Source organism: Actinomadura sp. DC4, assembly GCF_030406325.1.
Classification (GTDB): Bacteria; Actinomycetota; Actinomycetes; order Streptosporangiales; family Streptosporangiaceae; genus Actinoallomurus.
Genome location: NZ_JAUEQY010000006.1, coordinates 297,972 through 320,708, shown reverse-complemented (window position 1 = coordinate 320,708; position 22,737 = coordinate 297,972). Strand labels below are relative to the sequence as shown.

Below are 22,737 nucleotides of genomic sequence, written 5' to 3'. Positions count from 1 at the left end.
CCGCACTTGGGTCCGTCGGCAGCGTTGCCGGCGTCAGTCGAGCGAGAGCAGGTGACCCGCTGCATGGCGTCCGGACACCCTTCACCGGCGCGCGATCGCAAAGTCGGGCGGTGACGCAATGACCGTACGTTTGCTGACGAACATCGGTCGGTTGTGGACCGGTGCGGACGTGTGCAGCAACGCCGCGATCCTCGTACACGACGATCGCATCGTCTGGGCCGGACCGGCATCGGACCTCCCACAGAGCGTCCCCGGCGTCATCGACGACATCGTCGACGTCGACCACGTGGAGAACCTCGGCGGCGGGCTGGTCACACCCGGCCTGATCGACGCCCACTCCCATCCGGTCTACGCGGGCAACCGCTGGGCCGAACTCGCCATGCGCACGAGCGGCTCGACCAACAACGAGATCGTCGCTGCGGGCGGCGGCGTGGCGTCCACGGTGACCGTGACCCGTGGCACCGACCCCTGGACCCTGTGCAACAACGTCCGTGAGCGGCTGCGGCAGTGGATCTGCGGCGGCACCACCACGATCGAGGCGAAGACCGGCTACCACCTCACCCGCGACGGTGAGCTGGCCGACATCCGGATGCTCCGCTCGCTCGAGGACGAGCCGTCGATGCCGCGCATCCACGCGACCTTCCTCGCCGCGCACGTCCTCCCGCCCGAATACTTCGGCCGCCGCCGCGACTACATCGAGGCCGTACGCCTCTGGGCCGGCGACGCCGCCGCCGCGGGCGCCGACAGCATCGACGTCTACTGCGACGAGGGCCACTTCACTCCGGACGAGGCTCGCGTCCTGCTGATGACCGGCCAGCGCGTCGGCCTCAAGGCCCGGCTGCACGCGTGCGCCAACGAGCGCGTCGGCGCGGCCCAGGTCGCCGCCGAGGTCGGCTGCGCGTCCGCCGACCTGCTCACCGAGGCCAATGAGGACGACATCAAGGCCCTCCACCACGGCGGCGTCGCCGCGGTGATCTGCCCGGGCAGCGCCCTGCACAACGGCCGCACGCCGCCGGTACGCGCACTGCTCGACCGCGGCGTCACACTCGCCCTCGGCACCGACCACAACCCGGGCCAGTGCGGCATCACGTCGATGCCGCTGGTCGTGGGCCTGTCGGTGGCGATGTTCGGGCTGTCGGTCAACGAGGCACTGCGGGCGGCGACACTCGGTGGCGCGGCGGCTCTGCGCGTCTCCGACCGCGGCGCTCTGGCACCGGGCATGTACGCCGACATGGTCCTGTGGGACGCCGACCACGAGGGCGCCTTCGCATGGGCCTTCGGCCTCCGCGCCCAGCGCGTGTGGCGCGGCGGCGTTCCGGTCCAGCCATAGGCCGCGTCTTCGCGGTTCCGCTGTGGGGCGCGTTGTTCTCTCAGCCGACGGCCGGCCAGGCCGCCTGCGCTCGGGGCACCTGCTGGACGCCGCTCGCCGCGGACGGGGAGTGCGCGACAGACTCCAGGGCACCTGCCGCCACCCGCGTACCGAACCCTGCTGACGGGAGTGATCGACGTCTACGTACCGGTCACCGTCGACGGGGCGATCGACGTCGGGGTGGGTACGAGGTCGGCTGCGGCGAGGCGTACGGCGTGGGTGTGAAACGCCTCGGACGGCCGTGACTTCTCTCCCCCCGCCCCGCCGGAGATCGCCTGGCTAGAGTCCCGCTGTCGGGCCAGTGCCTCGCGGCGTCGTCGGATCGAGCACGCGCTCGGCCTGTCGCCGACGCCGAGCCTGCACGCGTTTGGCGACCCGCTTGTGCAGCATGAACTCCCGACCTGCCGACCGCATTGCGGACCGATTCCTCAGAGGAGCTCTGCGCGTAGGGCGATGTCGAAGCCGGCGCCGGTGCGTGCCAGGCCCACCAGGAGGCGGCTGACCAGGCCGCGTCTCTTTGTCCGCCGTGTGAGGCGGGGTCGTCGAACTCGGCCGGCAGCCGGATATGCGGCCGGCCGAGCGCGGCGCCGAAGCCGCCGGTAGGGAGGGGGCCGCTTGCCGGCCGCGTGATGAATCGCGCCGGTGACGTGTTCGTTGTTCGCGAACCGTAGTGCGCCGGAGCCCCCGGTGGGGAGAGGGGCCGCTTGCCGGCCGCGGGGATGATTCGCGGCGGTGACGTGTTCGTTGTTCGCGACCGCAGCGCGCCGATATCGCGCGCCGGATTCCCGCTGTCCTGCCGCGCGGCGCCTCGTGGCGTTGTTCCCGGTCCACCCAGGCTGCCACCTTCGCCCGCCTTGTGAGGCGCCACCTCGCTACGGACGGGGACTTTGCGACAGGCCTCAGATCGCCCTGACGGGGGTCGGACGGGGAAAGAGCCCGACGAACCGGGCGGCGGCCTTCTCATCGCCCTCGATCGTCGCCGTACCGTCCCGTACGGCCTCGGTCAGGCCCTTCCCGGTGAAGACCAGGGCGCGCAAGGTGGAGGCGTCGGTGTGGAACACGGCGTCGGGACCGGCTGCCTCGCCGCGTGCCAGCTCCAGCCGGCCGTCCGCGACCGTGGCGCGGAACCGGTCGTCGCCGAGCCGGATCTCATAGCGCGCCGCCAGCCCGGCCGCCGCCTCCGGGGCGAAGCTCGTCTTCAACGCGAACATCAGCGCGTCGGCGCTGAGCTCGTTCTGCGAGGCGATCGGGCCCCGGCTGCCCCACCGCGCGAGATGGAACAGCATGGGTTCGAGGTCCCGGCCCCGCTCGGTCAGCTCGTACACCGAGGCGCCCGCCGGCGGGCCGAGCCTGCGGCGCCGTACGACGCCGGACTCCTCCAGCTCGCGCAGGCGCTGGGACAGGACGTTCTGGCTGGCCGCGGGGAGGCCGTGGTGCAGGTCGGTGAAGCGTTTCGGGCCGAACAGCAGCTCGCGGACCACGAGCAGGGCCCAGCGTTCGCCGACCACGTCGAGACCCCGCGCGATGCCGCAGGGGTCGTCGTAACTGCGCATGCCGCCCAGCATACCTTGCATCTCAGGAGTAGTTACTCCTAAAGTAGGAGCAACTTACCGGGGAGGACGTTGTGACCGAGACGATGAAAGCGCTGCCCCAGGGCGACGTACGGCTGCTGGAGCACCCCGTGGCCGAGCATCTGCTGGCCTCCACCGAGCTGGCCCGGCTCGCGTACGTGGCAGGGGACGGCACGCCGCGTGTGATGCCGATGCTGTTCCACTGGACGGGGGAGGAGCTGGTCATGTCGACGTTCGCGGGCGCACGCAAGATCGCCACGCTGCGGGCCCGGCCCGACGTGGCCATCACCATCGACACCGCGGGCGCGCCGCCCGAGGTGCTGCTCATCCGCGGCCGGATGACGGTCACCGACGTCGAGGGCGTCGTGCCGGAGTACGCATCGGCCCAGCGCCGCTACTACGGCGACGAGGCCGCGGCGGCGGGCCTCGCCCAGGTCGACCAGCCCGGTCTGCGGATGGCGCGTCTCGCGGTTCGCCCGTCGTGGGTGGGCGTCCTCGACTTCCAGGCGCGGTTCCCCGGCGGCGGCGGAGCCGAGGACTTCGAGCGGAGGGGTCGCTGATGGCTACATACGCCCTGATCCACGGTGCCGGCGACGCCTCGTACTGGGACCTGCTCGTCCCCGAGTTGCGGGCCCGCGGGCACGAGGTCGTCGCGCCTCAGCTGCCGAGCGACGACGAGGCCGGGCTCGCCGGGTACACCGACACCGTCGTGTCGGCCATCGGCGACCGCGACGACGTCACCGTGGTGGCGCAGTCGCTGGGCGGTTTCACCGGGCCGCTGGTGTGCGACCGGCTGCCGGTGCGGCTGCTGGTGCTGGTCGCGGCGATGGTCCCGTCCCCGGGCGAGAGCGCCGGCGAGTGGTGGGAGAACACCGGTTCGGAGCCGGCGCGGCGGGAGAACGAGATCCGCGAGGGAAGGCCGCCCGAGTTCGACCTGATGACGGCCTTCTTCCACGACGTTCCGGAGGACGTGGTGGCCGAGGCGGCGACGAGCGAGCAGCGCCGCGAGTCAGAGGCGATGTGGACCGATCCGTGGCCGCTGAAGGAGTGGCCGGACGTGCCGACTCGGTTCCTGCTGTGCCGCAACGACCGGTTCTTCCCGGCGTCGTTCATGCGCAGAGTCGTACGGGAACGGCTCGGCATCACACCCGATGAGTTCGACAGCGGTCACCTGCCCGCCCTGAGCCGCCCGAAGGAACTCGCCGGCCGCCTGGAGTCCTACCGCGCCGAGCTCTGACGCGTCAGGTGTCGAGTCTCACCAGGAACAGCCAGGCGTTGATGACGCCACCGGTGACGGCAAGGATGATCGCGGCCGCGAGGAAGTAGATGCCGCCTCTCCATCCGGCCAACGCGGACACACCGGTGGCGAGCACGAGAAAGCAGGTCAACGCGCTGGGCGTGACCGCGGACAGGATCGTGCCCAGCGACCTGCCGTCGTTCGCGCGTTCCGCCTTGCGCTCCATGGCCACCAGGACGAATGCCGCCAGGAGGCCCAGGACCGTCATCAGCAGGCCGAAGACCCACAGCGGCTGCGCGGGTATGCCGAGAACGGCGGCGGCCAGGAACGCCATGAGGAAGAGGACCATGGTCTGGGTCGCACGGGCGCGCAGCGTGATGGAGCGCCCGATGACGTCGACCTTGATCGAGATGGCGACGAACAGCAGGCCGAGCAGTGCCGCGGCGGCGCCGCCGGTGATGACGGCGAAGTCGCCCCACTCTTCCATCGTGTTACCTCAGCCGTCGATCGTGTGCCGAGGGAGATCATCCCGGAGATCGCGCCACCGCACCACCGCCGCGCTCAGGGGGTTGCGCCCTTCGTCCAGGCACGCGTGAGGATCTCCTCGGCCGTCTCGGCGGGGGCCTGCGCCGATGTGTCGAGCCAGAGGCCGAGCCGCGTGGTCTCGCGGCGCAGCACGCCGTCCAGCAGGCCGATCGTGAACCGGCCGTACGCCGCCTTCCCCCGGCCCTCCTCACGTGCGATGGAATCGGGGGAGGGTGAGAGGACGACGGCGAGCAGCGGACGGCTGCCGATCGCCGTGGTCATCTCGGTCGGCGCCGCCGTGCAGCGGTTCCTCGCGGCGATCGGCTTGCGTGCGGGCGGACGGTTTCTGGTTCGGTGGCGTGTGCGCCCTGGACGGCGGGCGGCTCGCGCACGCGTGAGGTGCTCGCTGAACCTGGTCGAGTGCCACGTGCTGTTCGCCGGCGGCTCGTGCACGCGCGAGGTGTTCGCCGAGGACGACGTCTTGGGCGACGGCCTGAAACCGCCCGGCCTGAACCGCCCTCGTAGTACGCGTCGCAGGTGGCCGCTGTCAGCCGGTGGCGCACGGCCTCCTGGAGGGCTCGGGCGTCATGCCGGCGCGGCCGCTCACGATCATGCGCCGGAACAGGTCACCCCCGACGTGGACCGACCGGGCAGACCGTTCCGGCCAGAAACTGCGCGACGGTGGACTTCCCGGCCGCCTGGACGCCGCTGATCACGATGACCGTTCGTTCCCTCATGAAGGTATAGTCCCGGGGTATTCGCCCGGGTAAGGCCGCCGGGCGCGTCGATGGCCCGCGTCCGCCGCTGAAGGGCGCCCTGCCGATGATCCACACGACGAAGGGCGTACGAGCCCGGCTGCCGTGAGCGCCCGGTCGATCCGGGCGAGCTCCCGCCGTGACCTGCGCCGGGTCCGCCGTCCGCGATCCCACCGCTGCTGGGACCACCTGATCGTCGCTCCGCTGTGGCCACTGCACGGAGCCAACCTCGGCACCCTCCTGCGTACGTGCGACGCCGTCGGCGCGTGCCTCGCGGTGCCCCGTCACTCGTGGGTGCCCGAGGCCCTCGCCCGCGGCAACACGCTGCGGAGCCGGTCGTGCGTCCACTGGGTCAACGATCCGCTGCGCTGGCTGGCCGGCCAGGAGCACACGCACGTCCTCGGCGTCGAACTCGCCGAGGACGCCGTACGCCTCGCCGACCTGTCGCTCGCCCGCCGCCGTACGGTCGCGGTCCTCGGCCACGAGCAGTACGGCATCCCGCCCGAGGCGCTCGACCTGCTGCACGAGGTCGTCGAGATCCCGATGATCGGCACCGGGGTGAGCCTGAACGTCGCCGTGGCGGGATCACTCGTCCTGTACAAACTGGCCGGGATGGCATGAAGACCGGGAGAGCCGCCGGTCACGCTTCGGGGGAGGGGCCTCCCCGACCGAAGCGCGCCGCTCGCGACGATCGCAGCCCTCGCGTCGGGCATCCCGCACAGTGGCCGACTCCGCACCGTAAAGGTCCGCCCTCGCCACCTCGTGCGATGGCGGCCTACACGGTGGCCACCCTGTGCCGGCGCGCCGAACGACCTCGCAGGGGTCGGCCCGCACCATAGGGTCCGCCTCGTGATGGCCTCATGCGATGGCCACCTGGCGGTGGTCGTTCCGCGGTGGTGTTGTTCTCGTTGCCAGGGTGGGTCTCACTTTCGGGTTACGACGGCTGGGCCTGTTCTCTTGCGGATGACGGCCACGTCGCCGTCGCGGTCGGTGCGGTAGACGTGTTCGCCGAGAGCGGTGAGTTCGGACATGGTGGACGGCGCCGGGTGGCCGTAGTCGTTGCCGGCGCCGACGGACGCGATGGCGATCCGGGCGTGTACGGCGGCGAGGAAGGCCGGGTCCTGGTGGGCGGAGCCGTGGTGGGGAATCTTCAGGATTTCCGCCCTGGGCACGCCCGCCGCCAGGAGTTCTCGCTGTGCCTCGATCTCGACGTCGCCGCACAGGAGGACGCCCAGGCCCGGCCAGTGGGCGAGCATCACGATGCTGGTGTTGTTGACGGTCGTGCCGCTGTCTCCTTCCGTCACGTGGGTGGTGGTCAGGGGGCCGAGGACGGTCAACGTCATGGGGCCGACGGTCCACACGTCGCCGACGGCCGCCGTACGTGTGGTGCGGCCGGGGAGTAATCGGTGTTCCTCTCCGTCGCTGTCGGGGCTGATGACGACCGTGCCGACCGCGCGGCCGCGTAGGACGCCCGGTATGCCGTCGATGTGGTCGGCGTGCGGGTGGGTGAGGACGAGCAGCGGGACCGTACGGACTCCAAGATCGTGCAAGCAGCGGTCCATCGGGCGCGGGTCGGGTCCCGTGTCGACCACGACGGCCTGCCCCTTTCCCGCGAACAGTGCCAAGCCGTCGCCCTGGCCGACATCGCAGGTCACGAACAGCCAGCCGCGCGGTGGCCAGCCCGGCGCGAGCAGCCGTACGCCGATCGTGATCGCCACGACACCCGCGAGTGCGGCGGCGGCGATCCTGCGGGGTAACGGCCGGCGGAGTGCCATCAGCGCGACGGCGACGGCCGCGAGCAGCAGGGCGACGCCGACCAGGCCGGTGGGCCACCCGATCGCGGCGTACGGCGTCCCGGCACCGAGGCGCGCGACGCCTGTGATCCAGCCGACCGCGAACCCGGCCGGGATGACGATCACCCCTGCCATGGGCAGGGCGAACGGCGCGACCATGGCCGCGAACACGCCCAGCAGTGTCGCGGGGCCGACCGCCGGTGCCGCCAGGAGGTTGGCGGGGATGGCGATGAGGCTGACGCCGGCGCCCAGCATCGCGAGTACCGGAGCGCAGGCGGCGTGCGCGGCGGCGGACACCGCGAGGGGTTCGGCCAAGCCCCTTGGCATGCGCCGGCTCAGCCGGTCGCGCCAGGGCGGAGCCAGGACCAGGATCCCCGCGGTGGCCAGGGCCGACAGCGCGAAGCCGTACGACCGGGCCAGTTCCGGGTCGACGAGAACCAGGATGAGGACGGCGGCGCACAGCGCCGGGACGCCCTGCCGCTCGCGTCCGCTGACGAGCGCGATGAGGGCGATGCTCCCCATGACGGCCGCGCGCAGGACGCTCGGCGACGGCCGTGCCACGATGACGAAGCCGATGATCGCCGCGCCGGCGAGCAGCGGGCCCGCCCTGCGGCCGAGGCCGGTGATCCTGCCAAGGCCGAGTACGGCGCCGAGGATCAGTGAGAGGTTCTCGCCGCTCACGGCCATGAGGTGGGTGAGGCCGGCCCTTTCGAAGGCGTCGGCGAGGTCGGGTTCGAGGAGGGAGGCGTCTCCGTCCACGAGTCCGGGCAGTACCTCGCGCTGGTCGTTCGGCAGGCCACTCGCCGCCGTCCGCAGCCGCAGCCGGATCGTCTCCGCCGCTCGCTGGATGGCCGACGGTGTGCCGAGAAGGCTCGGTGGCCCGCGTACCAGGGCGACCGCCGCCAGCAGTTCGCCGCGTCGTGGGGTGGTGAGGTGGGCGGTGAAGCGGATCCGCTGGCTGGGGAGTACGCGTTTCCAGGCCGGGGCGTCGGCGAGGACGAGAACGGGGACTCGTACTCGCTGGTGATCGACCTCTTCGGCTCGTACGGGGACGAGGACGGTTTCACGGTGGTGGATCGCGCCGGTCCGTACGATCGCCTTCGGGTCGGCGGTCACGACCGCTTCCAGGCTCAGGGTGCTGTCCCGCACGGCGAGCGCGTGTACCGGTCCGGATCCGACGGCGGTCAGGCGCAGCGCGACGCCCAGCGCGGAGGCGGCGACGCAGATGAGCGTGGCCACCACGCCGAAGCGGGTGCCGCCGGCCTTCCGCGGATCGGGCGTCTCGCCGGGGGAGCGCCCGCGGGTGAGCTCTCGTTGTGGAGCCGGTGGTCGGGACTCGGGTCCCTGTCGCCGTGATGTCGGTGCGCCACCTCGGGTGAGGATTCTCTGCGGTGGGCCTCCGTTGGATTCGTCCGGTTCCGGTGGTGGGTGAATCGGTGGATCTGTATCGGCTTCGGGGCCGGGTAGGCGTTCGGTTTCGATCTGTGGGGCCGGGTGGGGCGAGTCGGCGCCGCCGGGGGGCCGGCGCGCCAGGCCGTGGCCGGGCCGGGGCGGAGGCCAGGAGGAGCCGGTCCCGGTCGACGTCGGTGATGGGGCTGGGCGGGTCCGGGGCAACGTGCGTGCGATCGGCTGGATCAAGAGGGCGGCTGTTGCGATCAGGGATATGGCGACCGTCGTGTACGCGATGGTGGGGGCTGTGCCGAGCAGGATCAGGGCCGTCAGCCAGGCGGCTGTTGCCGGGACGACGAGTCGTAAGTCCGCAGGTATCGCGAGCCTCGGGTCGCGAGCGCGTTTCACCGCGGTCTCCGCGCGTCGGGGGTGACAGGGCCGGGCGGTTGCGGCTCTCGGCGACGGGACGGCCGCCGCCCTGAGTGGTCAGGTGCACGGACGTCAGTGGTTTCGAAGGGGGTATGCGTCGGGGCCCTGCGTGGCGCTGTCGGGGTCGCCGGAGCCGGGTTCGTGGTCATACTCGGACCAGGTCTTTCAGGTCGGCGAACTTTGCGTCGCCGATGCCGGACACCTGGCGGAGTTCGTCCGTCGTGTGGAAGTTGCCGTGTTGGGCTCGGTAGTCGACGATGCGTTGGGCCAAGACCGGGCCTACGCCTGGTAACTGGTCGAGTTGGGGGACGGTCGCGGCGTTGAGGTCCAGCGGGGCGCCGGGGGCCGGGGAGCCTGCCGGCGCCGTTGGCGGGACTGCCGGGGCCGGGGTGGCGTTGACGCCGACCAGGATCTGTTCGCCGTCCACCACTCGGCGGGCCAGGTTGAGGGTGCCGGTCTTCGCGCCCGGGCGGACGCCGCCCGCCTCCTTGATCGCGTCGATGACCCGCGCGCCCGAGGGCAGGCTCACCACACCGGGGCGGCGGACCTTTCCGGCCACGTCGACCACCACGGCGGCGGTCGGCGACGAGCTCGGGGCGGCCGACGCGACCGCGGCCGGTTGGGCGGCCGGGCGGAGGACCGGCTGCGGTGCGGGCTGGGGCTGCGGGCGCGACCACCAGAAATAAGCGCCGGCCAGGAGGGCCGCCAGCAGTCCGGCCAGGGCCAGGACGCGTACGCCTGGAAAGCCCGGATCGATGCGTAAGCGTCGGCCGCCGTCGAGCCACGCCTCCTCGGGGCCCGCCCGGCCAAGCTCGTCTTCCGGCGGTGACGGCACGGCGCCGAAGGACTGGGGCGGGCGGAAGGCCTCACGCAGCCGATCGAAGGCGGAGGCGGACACGGGGCGCTTCATGTCGCACGACGGTAATCGGCGATTACCCGGAGCGACAGATGGAACGCGATCTGTGGATAACCGCTGTCGGTGGAGGGTCGGAGACGTAGGGAGGGCGAGTGCATCCGCGCCGCTACGCCCGAGAGCACAGCGGCACGAGGACGCCGCCGACACGGGACGACCGACCAACGACGGCCATGGGGCAGAGGTCAGGTCACAGAGGTGACCGTCAGCAACGGCGCTCAGCAGGTGACCGGCGAAGAGCGCGGGAGAAGCCTTACGGTACGGGCGCAAACGGACTGTTCCGCACGGGCATCGGGCCGACCTCGGTGGGAGGTGGCGCCAAGGGGCCCGAGTGACTCCTTGATCCGAACCGCAGCCGCGCTCGCGCGGCGTACGGGTGACTCTCCGGCATCGTGGAGCTGATCGCCGGGGCCGATGCCTCCGCGTCCCGTGCCGGGGGCTCCCAACGCGGATTGACGGGCGCCGACGTCGCCGTCCGTCGCGCGGAACGGCGGTCCGAGTCGGGAGCGGGGCCCAGGAGCGGACACCTCCGGGGTGGTGACAGGTACACCGATGAGCGCGCCGCAGCCCCACTGACGGTCGCCGCCCAGTGCCGGAAAGTCGTCATCAGCGCACAGAAGACACAAGCGGAGGGCGCGGCATGGACATGCGAGCAACCAGAAGACGGTCCGTACGGATCACCGCGGCGGTCGGGCTCGCCGGCGCCGTCGCGGCGGGGCTGGCGGCGCCGGCCACCGCGGACCGCATTAACGGCGTAACGGCCGACGACACCGTCCACACCACCGACGACACCGTCCACACCACCCGAGGCACCGTCCGCGGCACCGTCGCCGACGGCTACCGGACCTTCGACGGCATCCCCTACGCCGCACCCCCGGTCGGCGGCCTCCGCTGGGCCTCGCCCCGCCCCGCGAAGCCGTGGAGCGGCACACGCGACGCCACCCGACCCGCCAGCGAATGCCCGCAGACCGCCGGATTCCTCGGCGACGCGCCCAGCGACACCGAGGACTGCCTCTACCTCAACGTCACCACACCCCGGAACACCCGGAACAAGAAGCTCCCCGTCATGTTCTGGATCCACGGCGGCGGCTTCTACTCCGGCTCCGGCAGCCTCTACGGCGCCCGGCGCCTCGCCGAAGGCGGCAACGTCATCGTCGTCACCCTCAACTACCGGCTCGGCGTCTTCGGCTTTCTCGCACACCCCGCGCTCGACGACGGCGCGGACAAATCCGGCGACTACGGACTGGAGGACCAGCAGGCCGCGTTGCGCTGGGTGCGGGACAACGCGGCGGCGTTCGGCGGCGACGCGGGCAACGTCACGCTGTTCGGCGAGTCGGCCGGCGGGATGAGCACCTGTTCGCACCTGGCCGCTCCCGCCTCGGCCGGACTGTTCCAGCAGGCGATCATCCAGAGCGGTCCCTGCACTGTCGCGGGTCAGTGGCCCTACCCCGAGGGGAACTGGACGGTACGGCCGCGGGCGGTCGCCGAGCGGCAGGGCGAGGCGACGGCGGCCGAGCTCGGCTGCGATGACGTCGCCTGCCTGCGCGGCAAATCCGTGCAGGATCTCCTGGAGGCCTCCGACGGCGGCCAGGGGTTCGGCCCCGCGACCGGCGGCGTGCTCCCCAAGTCGCCCGCCCAGGCGCTCGCCACCGGCGACTTCGCCCACGTACCGGTCATCCAGGGGACCACCCGCGACGAGCACCGTACGTTCGTCGCCGCCATCGAGGCCTTCACCGGGCACACGGTCACCGGCGCCGACTACCGCCAGGACATCGAGGACTTCTTCGGCCCGGTGAAGGCGAAGAAGGTCCTCGCGGAGTACCCCCTCACCGGCGACCCCAGCATCGCTCTCTCCACCGTCTGGACCGACTCCGCCTTTTCGTGCACGGCACTCGGCACCGACCGCCTGCTCAGTGAGAAGGTCCCGACCTACGCGTACGAGTTCGCCGACGAGAGCGCACCCTGGGCCAGTGACGGGTCCGCACCGAGCTTCCCGACCGGCGCGTTCCACGCCTCCGAGCTGCAGTACCTCTTCGACGACTCACAGTTCCGCACCCCGCTCACGGCCGCGCAGCGGCGGCTGTCCGACCAGATGATCGGCTACTGGACGAGGTTCGCCCGCACCGGGAACCCCAACGGCGGCGGCGCGCCCGGCTGGCGAACCTTCGACGGGAACGACGTCCAGCCGCTCGGCGGCGAACGTAGGAACTTCGCGGACGAGCACCGCTGCGGCTTCTGGCGGTCGCTCGGCCGATGACCGAGATCCCTGAGTACGGCGGCGCCCCGGCCGCCGTGCTCAGGCGTCCCGGCGCGAGACCACGACCCCGAGCATCCCCGGCCCGACGTGCGCGCCCACGACCGGGCCGGCCTCTCCCACGTACAGCTCGAAGAGGCGCGGTACGCGTTCGCGCAGGTGGGCGGCCAGCGCGGCGGCACGCGTGGCGGCCGCCACGTGCTGCACGGCCACGTCGACCTCACGGTCGCCCGCGAGCTCGACGGCGAGTTCCTCGAGGCGGGCCAGCGCCCGCGACGTCGTCCGTACCTTCTCCAGCGGCGCGATGCGCCCGCCCGTGATGCGCAGCAACGGTTTGATCATCAGGGCCGAGCCGAGCAGGCTCGCCGCCGCGCCGATGCGGCCGCCGCGGCGCAGGTGCTCCAGCGTGTCGACATAGAACAGCGACCGGGTGGCGCGCAGCCGGCGCATCGCGGCCTCGGCCACCTCGTCCAGACCCGCGCCGGACGCCGCGACCGCGGCGGCGGCCACGACGCCGAAGCCGAGCCCCATGCCGATCGATCGGCTGTCCACCACGCGTACGGGGATCGGGGATTCGTCGGCGGCCATCCGCGCGCTGTCCAGAGTGCCTGACATCTCCCCGGACAGGTGGACCGAGGCCACCGCGGTCGCGCCCGCTCCCGCGGCCTCCTTGTAGGCCTGTCCGAAGCGCTCCGGAGAGGGCCGCGACGTCGTGACCGCCCGCCACTCGCGGACGGCTTCCGCGCGCCCCCGGCCCTCCTCGCGGACGTCCTCGCCGATCGCGACCTGGAGCGGCACGACGGTGACGCCGTGCTCGGCGACCACGTCGTCCGGCAGGTAGGCGGTGGAATCGGTGACGATCGCGACCGCTGCTGTCATGCCGGGGAGTCTAGGCCGCGACCGCCTGGAGTGACCATCCGCAGGAAGGGGCCGTCGCGAAACACCGCAGAGCCCGATAATGCCTACAAGCTCTGCCCTCGGGAGGCCTGGATGATGTTGGAGTCCGCGGCGGTCGCCGTCGGGAAGGCCCTCGGGAAGCATCTCGCGCAGGCGTGGCTGGCCGGGCGTTCGGCCGAGAAGGACGGGCGCAAGGATCTCGTCGAGCTCACCCAGGCGCGGTTCCCCGACCGGATCGCGCGCCGGCGGTTCGAGCGGCAGGTGGCCGACGTCGCGGACCAGGTGGCCGAGCGGCTGCTCACGATGTGCGGCCATGAGTACGGCGGGCTGAGCGACAACGACAAGGCCGCCGCGCTCGCCGAGGTCGCGCACACCTTCGCGAGCGCCGATCTGTCCGACCGGGCCGTGTTCGACGCGGACCTTGATCCCGTCCGTCTCGCCGCCGAGGTCCGCGCGGGACTGCCCGGTATGGAGAGCCAGCTCGGCGAGGCCGGGGCACGGCTGTACGACGTCGTGCTCGACGAATGCTGTGGGTGCTTCGTGCGCATCGTCCAGCAACTGCCGCAGTTCGGGCCGCGAGCCTCCACCGAGGCGCTCGCCCGGCTCTCCGGCGTCTCCGAGCAGGTGTCGCTCCTCCTCGCCCGCCTCCCCGTCCGTACGCTCGACGCCCCCGAGGGAACCGCCACCGACGAGGCGTTCCGGCGGCGCTATCTCGAGCACGTCAGCGTCACCCTCGACGTCCTCGAACTCTTCGGCGTCCGCGTCGAACGCTACCGGCCCCGTACGACACTCAGCGTCGCCTACATCAGCCTCAACGTCTCCGCCGGCGAACACTCCGCCGACCGCCGGCGCGACCCCGGCCGGGCACTTCACCTCGACGAATGGCGCACGGGCGGGCAGGAGCCGGAAGAGGCCACCCTCCGGGTCGAGACGGCGCTCGGGCGGGCGCCGCTGACCCTCATCCGGGGCGAGGCGGGATCCGGCAAGAGCACGCTCCTCCGCTGGCTGGCGATCTCCGCGGCCCGGGGCACCTTCACCGGGGCCCTCGCCGACTGGAACGGCCGGGTCCCCTTCCTGATCAAGCTGCGCAGCCATACCGGCCGTACGCTGCCGCCACCCGAGCGGTTCCTCGACGGCGTCGCCGACCTCATCGCCGGGCTGATGCCCGCCGGCTGGGTGCACCGCCGGCTCCAGGAGGGCCGCGTCCTGCTGATGGTCGACGGCGTCGACGAGCTGCCCAGCGTGCAGCGCCGGTCCGTACGCCCCTGGCTCGCGAGCCTCATCGCCGAGTACCCGGGCATGCGCGTCATCGTCACCTCACGGCCCGCGGCGGCCGGGTCGGACTGGCTGTCGGCGGAGGGGTTCGCGACCGCGCTGCTGGAGCGCATGACCCCGGCCGACATCAAGGAGCTCGTCCGGCACTGGCACGACGCCGTACGCGAGGCGGGCGACCTTCCCTGCGCCCCCGAGCAGCTGCCGGGCTTCGAGGCGGCGCTGCTCGCGCGTCTGGAGTCGGCGCCCCACCTGCGAGCACTCGCGGGCAGCCCGCTGCTCGCCGCGATGCTCTGCGCCCTCAACCTCGACCGCGAGAAGCAACTGCCCCGCGACCGGATGGGCCTGTACGCGGCGGCGCTCGAACTCCTCCTCGAACGCCGCGACGTCGAACGCCAGATCCGCGCCGACGACGAGATCACCCTGGAGCGCGCGCAGAAGCTGCGGATCCTGCAAGAGCTCGCCTGGCGGCTGTCGATCACCGGCCGTACCGAGCTGCCGAAGGACGCCGTCATCCGCCGGACCGGCGAGAAGCTCGCCGCGATGCTCGGCGCGCCCGGCGACGCCGGCGCCGTCCTGGACCACCTGCTGCAGCGCAGCGGCGTCCTGCGCGAACCCGTGCCCGGCCGCATCGACTTCGTCCACCGCACCGTGCAGGAGTACCTCACCGCCAAGCAGTTCGCCGACGACGGCGACCTCGAACCCCTGATCGCCCAGGCCCACAAGGACCAGTGGCGCGAGACGATCATCATGGCGGCGGGCCACGCCAACGCGCCGCAGCGGGCCGAGCTCCTGAACGGCCTGCTCGCCCGGGTCCGCGACGAGCCGCGTCACGCGCGCCGCGTCAAGCTGCTCGTCGCCGGCTGCCTGGAGACACTCCCCGCCATTCCCGGCGAACTCCGCTCCGAGGTCGAGACCTGCCTGAACGACCTCGTCCCGCCCCGCGACCTCGCCTCAGCCCGCTCCCTGTCGAACGTCGGCGAGCCCATCCTGAGCCGCCTCCCGCGTGCGACGGACGGCCTCACCGCCGCCTCCGCGCGGGCCGCCGTCCGCACCGCCTGGCTCGTGAACGGCCCCGACGCCCTCGACCTGCTCGCCGCGTACGGGGAGGATCCCCGCGAAGAGGTGCAGAAGGAGCTGATCAAAGGCTGGGAGTACTTCGACGCGGACCTCTACGCCCGGAAGGTCCTGGCGAACACCCCGCTGGCCGGAGGAAACCTCCGTGTGGAGGAGCCGAGGCTGCTCCGCGCGACCCGGCACGTCAAGCACGTGAGGCGGCTGTTCCTGGCGGCAGACGTCGCGACGGATCTGACGTTCCTGCGCGATCTCGACCAGCCACTGACCGACCTGGTAGTGCCGAGACTCAAGTCCGGCGAGCTGTCTCCGTTGGCCACCCTCGCGGAGACCTTGGAGTCCCTGAACCTCACCATCGCCGCCGGTGTCGAAAGTTTCGCACCCTTGCACCGACTCCATAGGCTCACGCATCTCGTCATGGAGGCCGCCGGCACCACCGACCTGGAATTCATTCGGGGTCTGCCCCAATTGCGCTATCTGCAGCTGGGGGGCCTGGAAGGTGTCACCGATCTGTCCCCGATCAAGACACAGAGCTCGCTGGTCTCCCTGGGAGTCAGCCAGTGCCCCGCCTTGACGGACCTCCGCGGCCTTCCGCCGCTGGACGATCTCAAAGGCATGTCTCTGGTTGAGTCATTCCTCACCTCAGGGCTGCCGGACCTGGTGGAGCGGGCCCCAGCGCTCAACGTGCTCTATCTCAACGACTCCGCCTGGGTGAAGGACGTTCGGCCGCTCGCCGAGCTGCCGCTGACCGTCCTCGGCGTTTGGGGTTGCCGTGGAATCACTGACTTCTCGCCGCTGGCCGAGCTGACCGGACTCGACTTCCTCGATCTCGAGGACACCAATATTGGGGACCTCTCGCCGCTCGCGGTGCTCGGGCAACTCGAGACGTTGTGGCTCCGCAACTGTGAGAACGTCACCGATCTCGCGCCGCTGGCGTCGCTCGGCAATCTGCGAAAGCTCTACATCGCGGGCGTGGCACCCGGGGCCGACCTGGCTCCTCTCGCCGGAAACCGCGGGCTTAAGGTCTACGTCGAGCCGAACCAGGAGCTGCGGAACCGGAAGCTGCTCGGCAACCGGGTCCAGGCGAACTAGCAGACGAGGACGACGATGACGGTGCTGAACGACGCGGTACGCACGATGGTCGACGGCGCGAACCCCGCCGTCCTCGCCACCATCAACGCCGACGGAAGTCCGCAGACCTCCGTCGTCTGGGTCGGCCGGGACGGCGACGACGTCCTCATCTCCACCGCCGAAGGCCGGCGCAAGGACGTCAACCTCCGCCGCGACCCCCGCGCCAGTGTCAGCGTGATCGACAAGGACGACCCGCTCCGCTACATCGAGATCCGCGGCACCGCCACCGTGACCGAGGACGCCGGCAGGGCGCTGGCCGTCCGGCTCGCCGAGCTCTACGAAGGCCCCGGCGCGGGCCAGGAGTACCTCGACCTGCCGCCGGAGGTCGTCCGCGTCGTGGTCCGGATCAGCCCGAGCCGCGTGACCGGCAACGCCGCGGGCTGAGAAGAGGTCACAGTTCCTTGGCGATCTCCGCGACGATCTCGTACGAGCGGCGCCGCGCGACCGGGTCGCCGATGTTCGTCGAGACCATGAGCTCCTGCGGCCGGGTGCGTTCGAGGAGTGCGAGCAGCCCCTTGCGTACGGTGTCCGGGCCGCCGACCACGTGCGACTCGGTGAACGAGTCGATCGCCTCGCGCTCCTGCGGCGCGTAGTCGTACGCGAGTGCCTCCTCGGGCGTCGGCAGCAGTCCCGGGTGGCCCGAGCGCAGCCGCAGGATCGACAGGCCCTGCGGCGCGGCGAGCCGGCGCGCCTCCTCGTCGGTGTCGGCCGCGAACACCGCGGCGGTCACCATCGCGTACGGCCGCTCCAGCACGTCGACGGGCTCGAACGTCTTGCGGTACAGCGCCAGCGCCGGGTCGGTGAACCGCGCGCTGAAGTGGTGCGCGAACGCGAACGGCAGGCCGAGCATGCCCGCGAGCTGGGCGCTGAATCCGCTGGAGCCCAGGAGCCACACCGACGGCGGGCTGTCCGGCGTCGGCACGGCGCGGATCCGCGGGTACGTCCCGCCGAGGAACGCCCGGACCTGGGAGAGGTCCTCGGGGAAGGCGTCGGCGCTGATGTCGGGGGTGCGGCGCAGCGCGTACGCCGTGGCCTGGTCGGTGCCCGGCGCACGGCCGATGCCCAGGTCGATGCGGCCCGGGTGCAGCGCCTCCAGCGTCCCGAACTGCTCCGCCACCACCAGCGGCGCGTGGTTCGGCAGCATCACACCGCCCGAGCCCACCCGCAGCGTCGAGGTGGCCTCGGCGAGGTGCGCGATGAGCACGGCCGGGGAGGAACTGGCGATACCGGGCATGCCGTGGTGTTCGGCGACCCACAGGCGGTGGTAGCCGAGCTGCTCCACGACCGGCGCCAGGTCGACGGAGGCCCTCAGGGCCTGAGCGGGGGTCGTCTCCGTGGTCACCGGCACGAGGTCCAGCACGGACCAGCGCACATCACTGAATTCGGGCATGTAACGGGTAACCGGCCGCGTAAGCGCACGATTCCCACCGGCGGGCGAACGGCGGGGACGAATGCGACGGAGGCGGTTTCTGGTCTCCACATCCCCCGAACCCGGGCATTATTGGACGATGAGCCGAGTAGCGTCCGGCGCCCGCAGGCCTGAGGGGCTTCTGCTCCACGCCATGCGAGCGCCGTCGTGGGTGTACCGCCGTAATCTGGGTTTTCTGCTCGGCAAGCGATTCTTGTATCTGGCCCACCAGGGACGCCTGTCCGGACTCCGCCGGGAGACCGTGCTGCAGGTCGCCCGCCTCGACCACGAGACCGGCGAGGTCGTCGTCATCGCGGCCTGGGGGAACCGCGCCGACTGGGTGCGCAACGTCCGCGCCGGCCATCTCCGGTTCGCCGAGCCCGATCACCGGTTCCTGCCCGCCGAGGAGTGCCGTTCGCTGCTCGTCGCGTACCGCGAGGCGAGGCCCTTCGGATGGCGGCTGCTCACGACGGTGTTCCCGCTGCCGGCCGACCCGAAGAACGACGATCTCGGTCTCGTACGCGCCGTCGCCTTCCGTCCGCACATGCCGCCCGGGATCGACTGAGCGCACCCGCGGCACTCCGGTGACATGGGATGCTGCAGACGTGTCCTCCGAACGTCTCACCCTGATCGTCGGTGACGAGGAGTTGCTCATCGACCGGGCGATCGCCGATGTCGTCACCGCCACCCGTGCACGCGAGTCCGAGGCCGAGGTGCACGAGCTGACCCCGGCCACGCTCACCCGCGGGGGCCTCGCCGAGCTCACCTCGCCCTCGCTGTTCGGCGGGGGACGGGTCGTCGTGCTGCGCTCGGCGCAGGACTTCGGCAAGGACCTGATCGCCGAGATCGGGGCGTACGCCGCGAACCCGGCCGACGACATCGACCTCGTCGCCGTGCACGCGGGCGGCGCCAAGGGCAAGGCGCTGGCCGACGTCCTCACCAAGGCGGGCGCGCGCAAGGTCACCTGCCAGAAGATCACCCGGCCGGGGGAGCGCGTGGCGTTCGTACGGGCCGAGGTACGGCGGGCCGGCGGCAGCATCGGCGAGGACGCGGCGCGCAACCTGCTCGACGCGGTCGGCAACGACCTGCGCGAGCTCGCCAGCGCCTGCAGCCAGCTCGTCGCCGACACCGGCGGACGGGTCGGCGACGCCGCCGTCGCGCGATACCACCGGGGACGCGCCGAGGTCAGCGGCTTCAATGTCGCCGACCGCGCGGTCGAGGGCAAGCTCGCCGACGCCCTCGAACAGCTCCGCTGGGCCCTGGCCACGGGAGTGGCCCCGGTCCTGATCACGAGCGCGCTCGCCCAGGGCGTCCGCTCCCTCGCCAAGGTCGGCGGCGCCCCCCGTGGCCTGCGCGGCGCGGGCCTGGCCAAGGAGCTGGGCATGCCGCCGTGGAAGGTCGATCGCGTACGCCAGCAGCTGCGCGGCTGGACCCCGGAGGGCGTGGCCGAGGCGCTCCAGGTGGTCGCGGAGACCGACGCCCAGGTCAAGGGCGCCGGCGCCGACGCGGCGTACGCGCTGGAGAAGGCCGTCGGCCGCATCGTCGCCGCTCGCGGCGCACACTGATCCCCGCCTCGGTGGAAGGGCTCTGGGAGGAGAATCCGCGGTTCGGCGAGGTCTGGCGCGGATACGACCGGAACCAGGTCGAGAAATACCTGCGGCGGCCGCAGGACTCAGACGCGCCGCCCCGGTTCGACGTGGTGCTCCGGGGCTACGACCGCGAAGAGGTCGACCGCTACGTGGGCCGGTGAGCGGCGAAAATGTGTTTCCCCCGATTCGGGACATGCCTCACCCTGGTGACGTGAACACGACGACAGAACCGCGTCTCGGAGTCGACTTCGGCCGGGTGATCCACGGCGGCGCGGCGGTATCAGGGGAGGAGGACACGGTCTTCCTCAGCGGAGACGCCGAAGAGGCGATGCGGTCGCCGGCGACGGAGGGCATGTTCGAGACCCTCCCAGGGCTGGTCGAGCGCTTCGGCGGACGGGTCTGGGTGATCTCCAAGTGCGGCCCGCGCATCCAGGACCGGACGCTGCGGTGGCTCGACCGCAACGACTTCTACCGCCGTACGGGGATCGCGGAGGGCAACGTCCGCTTCTGCCGCAAGCGTGCCGACAAGGCCGGGCACTGCGCGAAGCTCGGGATCACGCACATGATCGACGACCGTCTCGACGTGCACGTCGCGCTGCGGGAGCTCGTGCCGTACCTCTATCTGTTCGGCCCGCAGCCCGGGCCGGCGCCCGAGTGGGTCCGGCACGTACGGACCTGGACGGAGGCGGGGGAGAGCGTCACGGCCGCCTGAACGCGGACAGCACAAACGACGCCGCGCCCGCTTCGGGGCACGGCGTCGTAACGCGTGAACCTACTTGGCCTGCAGCTCGGCGGCGCGCTTGGCGATCGCCGACTTGCGGTTGGCGGCCTGGTTCTTGTGGATGACGCCCTTGCTCGCGGCCTTGTCGAGCTTGCGCAGCGCGACACGGAGCTGAGTGGTGGTCGCGTCGGCGTCGCCGGAGTCGGCGGCCTCACGGAACTTGCGGATCTCGGTCTTAAGCTCCGACTTGACCGCCTTGTTGCGCAGGCGAGCCTTCTCGTTCTGCTTGTTCCGCTTGATCTGGGACTTGATGTTCGCCACGAAGGAAGCCTCAGGTTTTAAGTCGATGGAATGGGGCGCGGGACCTAACGCGCCCACACGCAGTGGAACAGCCTACCAAGCCCTCAACCCAGGCCCAAACCGAGCCGATTCGAGGAGGCGTGCCGCACCCGGCGTACGCACGCCGGGAACCGAGCATGCCGTCCGGCATGGGACGATGGATAACGCTAGATCCATCACTCCACGAGGACTCCGGTGCCGTCCGTACCGAACCACACCGATCCCGCGGTGATCCGCAACTTCTGCATCATCGCGCACATCGATCACGGCAAGTCGACGCTCGCCGACCGCATGCTGCAGCTCACCGGCGTGGTCGAGGGGCGTCAGATGCGTGCCCAGTATCTCGACCGCATGGACATCGAGCGCGAGCGCGGCATCACCATCAAGAGCCAGGCCGTGCGCCTGCCGTGGAGAGACCACGTCCTCAACCTGATCGACACCCCCGGCCACGTCGACTTCTCCTACGAGGTCTCCCGCTCGCTGGAGGCGTGCGAGGGCGCGGTGCTGCTCGTCGACGCCGCCCAGGGCATCGAGGCGCAGACGCTCGCCAACCTCTACCTCGCGCTCGAGGCGGATCTGCACATCATCCCGGTCCTCAACAAGATCGACCTGCCGGCCGCGCAGCCCGACAAGTACGCGGAGGAGATCGCCGGGATCATCGGCGTCGATCCCGCCGAGGTCCTGCGCGTGTCCGGAAAGACCGGTGAGGGCGTCGAGGAGCTCCTCGACAACATCGTCAAGACCGTCCCCGCGCCGCAGGGCGACCCCGACGGGCCCGCGCGGGCGCTCATCTTCGACTCGGTGTACGACACCTACCGGGGCGTCGTGACCTACGTCCGGGTGATCGACGGGCATCTGTCCCGGCGCGAGAAGTCGCTGATGATGTCCACCGGCACCGCGCACGAGACCCTCGAGGTCGGCGTGATCTCGCCCGAGCCCAAGCCGACCGACGGGCTCGGGGTCGGCGAGGTCGGCTACCTCATCACCGGTGTGAAGGACGTGCGCCAGGCGCGCGTCGGCGACACGGTGACCGGCTCGGCCAACCGCGCGACCGAGGCCCTGGCCGGCTACCGGCACCCGCGCCCGATGGTCTTCTCCGGCCTCTATCCGCTCGACGGCGACGACTACCCGGAGCTGCGCGACGCCCTCGACAAGCTGCGGCTCAACGACGCCGCGCTGGTGTACGAGCCGGAGACCTCCCTCGCGCTCGGGTTCGGGTTCCGCTGCGGCTTCCTCGGCCTCCTGCACATGGAGATCGTGCGTGAGCGGCTGGAGCGGGAGTTCGGCCTGTCGCTGATCTCCACCGCGCCGAACGTCGTCTACCGCGTGGTGATGGAGAACGCCGAGGAGCACCGGGTCACCAACCCGAGCGAGTTCCCCGAAGGCAAGATCGGCATGGTGTACGAGCCGATCGTCAAGGCCACGATCCTGTCGCCGAGCGACCACATCGGCGCGATCATGGAGCTGTGCCAGGGCCGGCGCGGCGTGCTCCTCGGCATGGACTACCTGTCCGAGGACCGCGTCGAGATCCGCTACACCCTGCCGCTCGCCGAGATCATCTTCGACTTCTTCGACCAGCTGAAGTCGCGCACCCGGGGCTACGCCTCGCTCGACTACGAGCCCAGCGGCGAGCAGGAGTCCGATCTGGTCAAGGTCGACATCCTGCTCCAGGGCGAGTCCGTCGACGCGTTCAGCCAGATCGTGCACAAGGAGAAGTCCCGCGAGTACGGCCTGATGATGACGGCCAAGCTCAAGGAGCTCATCCCGCGCCAGCAGTTCGAGGTGCCGATCCAGGCCGCGGTCGGCGCGCGGATCATCGCCCGCGAGAACATCCGCGCCATCCGCAAGGACGTCCTCGCCAAGTGCTACGGCGGTGACATCTCCCGTAAGCGCAAGCTGCTGGAGAAGCAGAAAGAGGGCAAGAAGCGGATGAAGACGATCGGCCGCGTCGACGTCCCGCAGGAGGCCTTCGTCGCCGCGCTCTCCACCACCGGGGGCACGGAGAAGGGCAAGAAATAGGTCGGCGCCCCGCCGGGTTGACACGAAGTCAGGACGTCGACCCACAGGGAGC

At 71.3% G+C, this 22,737-nt stretch carries 20 protein-coding genes; 12 read left to right on the top strand and 8 right to left on the bottom strand.

The annotated features are described in order from the left end of the window. Nucleotides 1-118: 118 nt before the first annotated feature. Nucleotides 119-1,330, top strand: a complete 1,212-nt coding sequence (gene hutI, locus QWU11_RS12965) for an imidazolonepropionase (RefSeq protein WP_290105455.1) — start codon at nt 119-121, stop codon at nt 1,328-1,330. 938 nt (nt 1,331-2,268) lie between these two features. Here hutI and QWU11_RS12960 read toward each other — a convergent pair. Next, nucleotides 2,269-2,922, bottom strand: coding sequence for a winged helix-turn-helix transcriptional regulator (locus tag QWU11_RS12960; RefSeq protein ID WP_290105454.1), 654 nt, complete (start codon nt 2,920-2,922; stop codon nt 2,269-2,271). Between the two features lie 71 nt (nt 2,923-2,993). Between QWU11_RS12960 and QWU11_RS12955 the strand changes: the two genes are divergently transcribed. Next, nucleotides 2,994-3,500 (top strand): pyridoxamine 5'-phosphate oxidase family protein, encoded by a 507-nt coding sequence (locus QWU11_RS12955; RefSeq protein ID WP_290105453.1) that lies wholly within the window; start codon nt 2,994-2,996, stop codon nt 3,498-3,500. Continuing rightward, the gene (locus tag QWU11_RS12950) at nt 3,500-4,177 is read left to right on the top strand and encodes an alpha/beta hydrolase (RefSeq protein WP_290105452.1); all 678 of its coding nucleotides are present in this window, start codon (nt 3,500-3,502) and stop codon (nt 4,175-4,177) included. The genes QWU11_RS12955 and QWU11_RS12950 overlap by 1 nt, the downstream gene beginning before the upstream one ends. 4 nt (nt 4,178-4,181) lie before the next feature. Here the strand turns inward: QWU11_RS12950 and QWU11_RS12945 are convergent, their stop codons facing one another. Continuing rightward, nucleotides 4,182-4,664 (bottom strand): hypothetical protein, encoded by a 483-nt coding sequence (locus QWU11_RS12945; RefSeq protein WP_290105451.1) that lies wholly within the window; start codon nt 4,662-4,664, stop codon nt 4,182-4,184. A 74-nt stretch (nt 4,665-4,738) separates the two neighbouring features. Further along, a complete protein-coding gene (locus QWU11_RS12940) occupies nt 4,739-4,984 on the bottom strand; it encodes a hypothetical protein (RefSeq protein ID WP_290105450.1) in 246 nt (81 codons plus the stop codon). A gap of 578 nt (nt 4,985-5,562) precedes the next feature. Here QWU11_RS12940 and QWU11_RS12935 point away from each other — a divergent pair. After that, nucleotides 5,563-6,078, top strand: a complete 516-nt coding sequence (locus QWU11_RS12935) for a TrmH family RNA methyltransferase (RefSeq protein ID WP_290105449.1) — start codon at nt 5,563-5,565, stop codon at nt 6,076-6,078. A 302-nt stretch (nt 6,079-6,380) separates the two neighbouring features. Here the strand turns inward: QWU11_RS12935 and QWU11_RS12930 are convergent, their stop codons facing one another. Then, entirely contained in the window at nt 6,381-8,492 is a 2,112-nt protein-coding gene (locus QWU11_RS12930; RefSeq protein WP_290105448.1) for a ComEC/Rec2 family competence protein, read from the bottom strand. Between the two features lie 721 nt (nt 8,493-9,213). Further along, a complete protein-coding gene (locus QWU11_RS12925; protein ID WP_290105447.1) occupies nt 9,214-9,978 on the bottom strand; it encodes a ComEA family DNA-binding protein in 765 nt (254 codons plus the stop codon). Nucleotides 9,979-10,621: 643 nt separating this feature from the next. Between QWU11_RS12925 and QWU11_RS12920 the strand changes: the two genes are divergently transcribed. After that, nucleotides 10,622-12,238, top strand: coding sequence for a carboxylesterase family protein (locus QWU11_RS12920; RefSeq protein ID WP_290105446.1), 1,617 nt, complete (start codon nt 10,622-10,624; stop codon nt 12,236-12,238). A 39-nt stretch (nt 12,239-12,277) separates the two neighbouring features. On the opposite strand, the gene QWU11_RS12915 is transcribed toward QWU11_RS12920, so the two are convergent. Next, nucleotides 12,278-13,114 carry a DegV family protein gene (locus QWU11_RS12915; RefSeq protein ID WP_290105445.1) on the bottom strand — a complete coding sequence of 279 codons (837 nt, stop codon included), beginning with the start codon at nt 13,112-13,114 and terminating at the stop codon, nt 12,278-12,280. A 111-nt stretch (nt 13,115-13,225) separates the two neighbouring features. On the opposite strand from QWU11_RS12915, the gene QWU11_RS12910 reads away from it, so the two are divergent. Continuing rightward, nucleotides 13,226-16,570, top strand: coding sequence for an NACHT domain-containing protein (locus tag QWU11_RS12910; RefSeq protein ID WP_290105444.1), 3,345 nt, complete (start codon nt 13,226-13,228; stop codon nt 16,568-16,570). A gap of 15 nt (nt 16,571-16,585) precedes the next feature. Continuing rightward, the gene (locus QWU11_RS12905; protein WP_290105443.1) at nt 16,586-16,993 is read left to right on the top strand and encodes a PPOX class F420-dependent oxidoreductase; all 408 of its coding nucleotides are present in this window, start codon (nt 16,586-16,588) and stop codon (nt 16,991-16,993) included. A 7-nt stretch (nt 16,994-17,000) separates the two neighbouring features. Here the strand turns inward: QWU11_RS12905 and QWU11_RS12900 are convergent, their stop codons facing one another. Further along, nucleotides 17,001-17,999: an LLM class flavin-dependent oxidoreductase gene (locus QWU11_RS12900; protein ID WP_290105442.1), complete on the bottom strand. Its 999-nt coding sequence runs from the start codon at nt 17,997-17,999 to the stop codon at nt 17,001-17,003. Between the two features lie 118 nt (nt 18,000-18,117). On the opposite strand from QWU11_RS12900, the gene QWU11_RS12895 reads away from it, so the two are divergent. Genes QWU11_RS12895 through QWU11_RS12880 form a run of 4 tightly spaced genes read left to right on the top strand, consistent with a single transcriptional unit; the run spans nt 18,118 to nt 20,318 of the window. Further along, complete coding sequence (locus QWU11_RS12895; RefSeq protein ID WP_290105441.1) at nt 18,118-18,582, top strand: hypothetical protein; 465 nt, start codon at nt 18,118-18,120, stop codon at nt 18,580-18,582. Between the two features lie 40 nt (nt 18,583-18,622). Next, entirely contained in the window at nt 18,623-19,582 is a 960-nt protein-coding gene (holA, locus tag QWU11_RS12890) for a DNA polymerase III subunit delta (protein ID WP_290105440.1), read from the top strand. A gap of 11 nt (nt 19,583-19,593) precedes the next feature. Next, complete coding sequence (locus QWU11_RS12885) at nt 19,594-19,767, top strand: DivIVA domain-containing protein (RefSeq protein WP_290105439.1); 174 nt, start codon at nt 19,594-19,596, stop codon at nt 19,765-19,767. 50 nt (nt 19,768-19,817) lie between these two features. Then, nucleotides 19,818-20,318 (top strand): hypothetical protein, encoded by a 501-nt coding sequence (locus tag QWU11_RS12880; RefSeq protein ID WP_290105438.1) that lies wholly within the window; start codon nt 19,818-19,820, stop codon nt 20,316-20,318. Between the two features lie 60 nt (nt 20,319-20,378). Here the strand turns inward: QWU11_RS12880 and rpsT are convergent, their stop codons facing one another. Next, nucleotides 20,379-20,648 (bottom strand): 30S ribosomal protein S20, encoded by a 270-nt coding sequence (gene rpsT / locus QWU11_RS12875; protein WP_290105437.1) that lies wholly within the window; start codon nt 20,646-20,648, stop codon nt 20,379-20,381. A gap of 213 nt (nt 20,649-20,861) precedes the next feature. Here rpsT and lepA point away from each other — a divergent pair, with 213 nt between their 5' ends. After that, nucleotides 20,862-22,685 carry a translation elongation factor 4 gene (lepA, locus tag QWU11_RS12870; RefSeq protein WP_290105436.1) on the top strand — a complete coding sequence of 608 codons (1,824 nt, stop codon included), beginning with the start codon at nt 20,862-20,864 and terminating at the stop codon, nt 22,683-22,685. The last annotated feature ends 52 nt before the right edge of the window (nt 22,686-22,737 follow it).

Bases quoted from the DNA above. Each gene is read 5' to 3' on its own strand.
- QWU11_RS12940 (WP_290105450.1), bottom strand. From the start codon at position 4,984: ATGACCACGGCGATCGGCAGCCGTCCGCTGCTCGCCGTCGTCCTCTCA.
- QWU11_RS12945 (WP_290105451.1), bottom strand. From the start codon at position 4,664: ATGGAAGAGTGGGGCGACTTCGCCGTCATCACCGGCGGCGCCGCCGCG.
- QWU11_RS12905 (WP_290105443.1), top strand. From the start codon at position 16,586: ATGACGGTGCTGAACGACGCGGTACGCACGATGGTCGACGGCGCGAAC.
- QWU11_RS12915 (WP_290105445.1), bottom strand. From the start codon at position 13,114: ATGACAGCAGCGGTCGCGATCGTCACCGATTCCACCGCCTACCTGCCG.
- hutI (WP_290105455.1), top strand. From the start codon at position 119: ATGACCGTACGTTTGCTGACGAACATCGGTCGGTTGTGGACCGGTGCG.
- QWU11_RS12925 (WP_290105447.1), bottom strand. From the start codon at position 9,978: ATGAAGCGCCCCGTGTCCGCCTCCGCCTTCGATCGGCTGCGTGAGGCC.
- QWU11_RS12895 (WP_290105441.1), top strand. From the start codon at position 18,118: ATGAGCCGAGTAGCGTCCGGCGCCCGCAGGCCTGAGGGGCTTCTGCTC.
- QWU11_RS12910 (WP_290105444.1), top strand. From the start codon at position 13,226: ATGATGTTGGAGTCCGCGGCGGTCGCCGTCGGGAAGGCCCTCGGGAAG.
- QWU11_RS12950 (WP_290105452.1), top strand. From the start codon at position 3,500: ATGGCTACATACGCCCTGATCCACGGTGCCGGCGACGCCTCGTACTGG.
- QWU11_RS12920 (WP_290105446.1), top strand. From the start codon at position 10,622: ATGGACATGCGAGCAACCAGAAGACGGTCCGTACGGATCACCGCGGCG.
- QWU11_RS12960 (WP_290105454.1), bottom strand. From the start codon at position 2,922: ATGCGCAGTTACGACGACCCCTGCGGCATCGCGCGGGGTCTCGACGTG.
- QWU11_RS12900 (WP_290105442.1), bottom strand. From the start codon at position 17,999: ATGCCCGAATTCAGTGATGTGCGCTGGTCCGTGCTGGACCTCGTGCCG.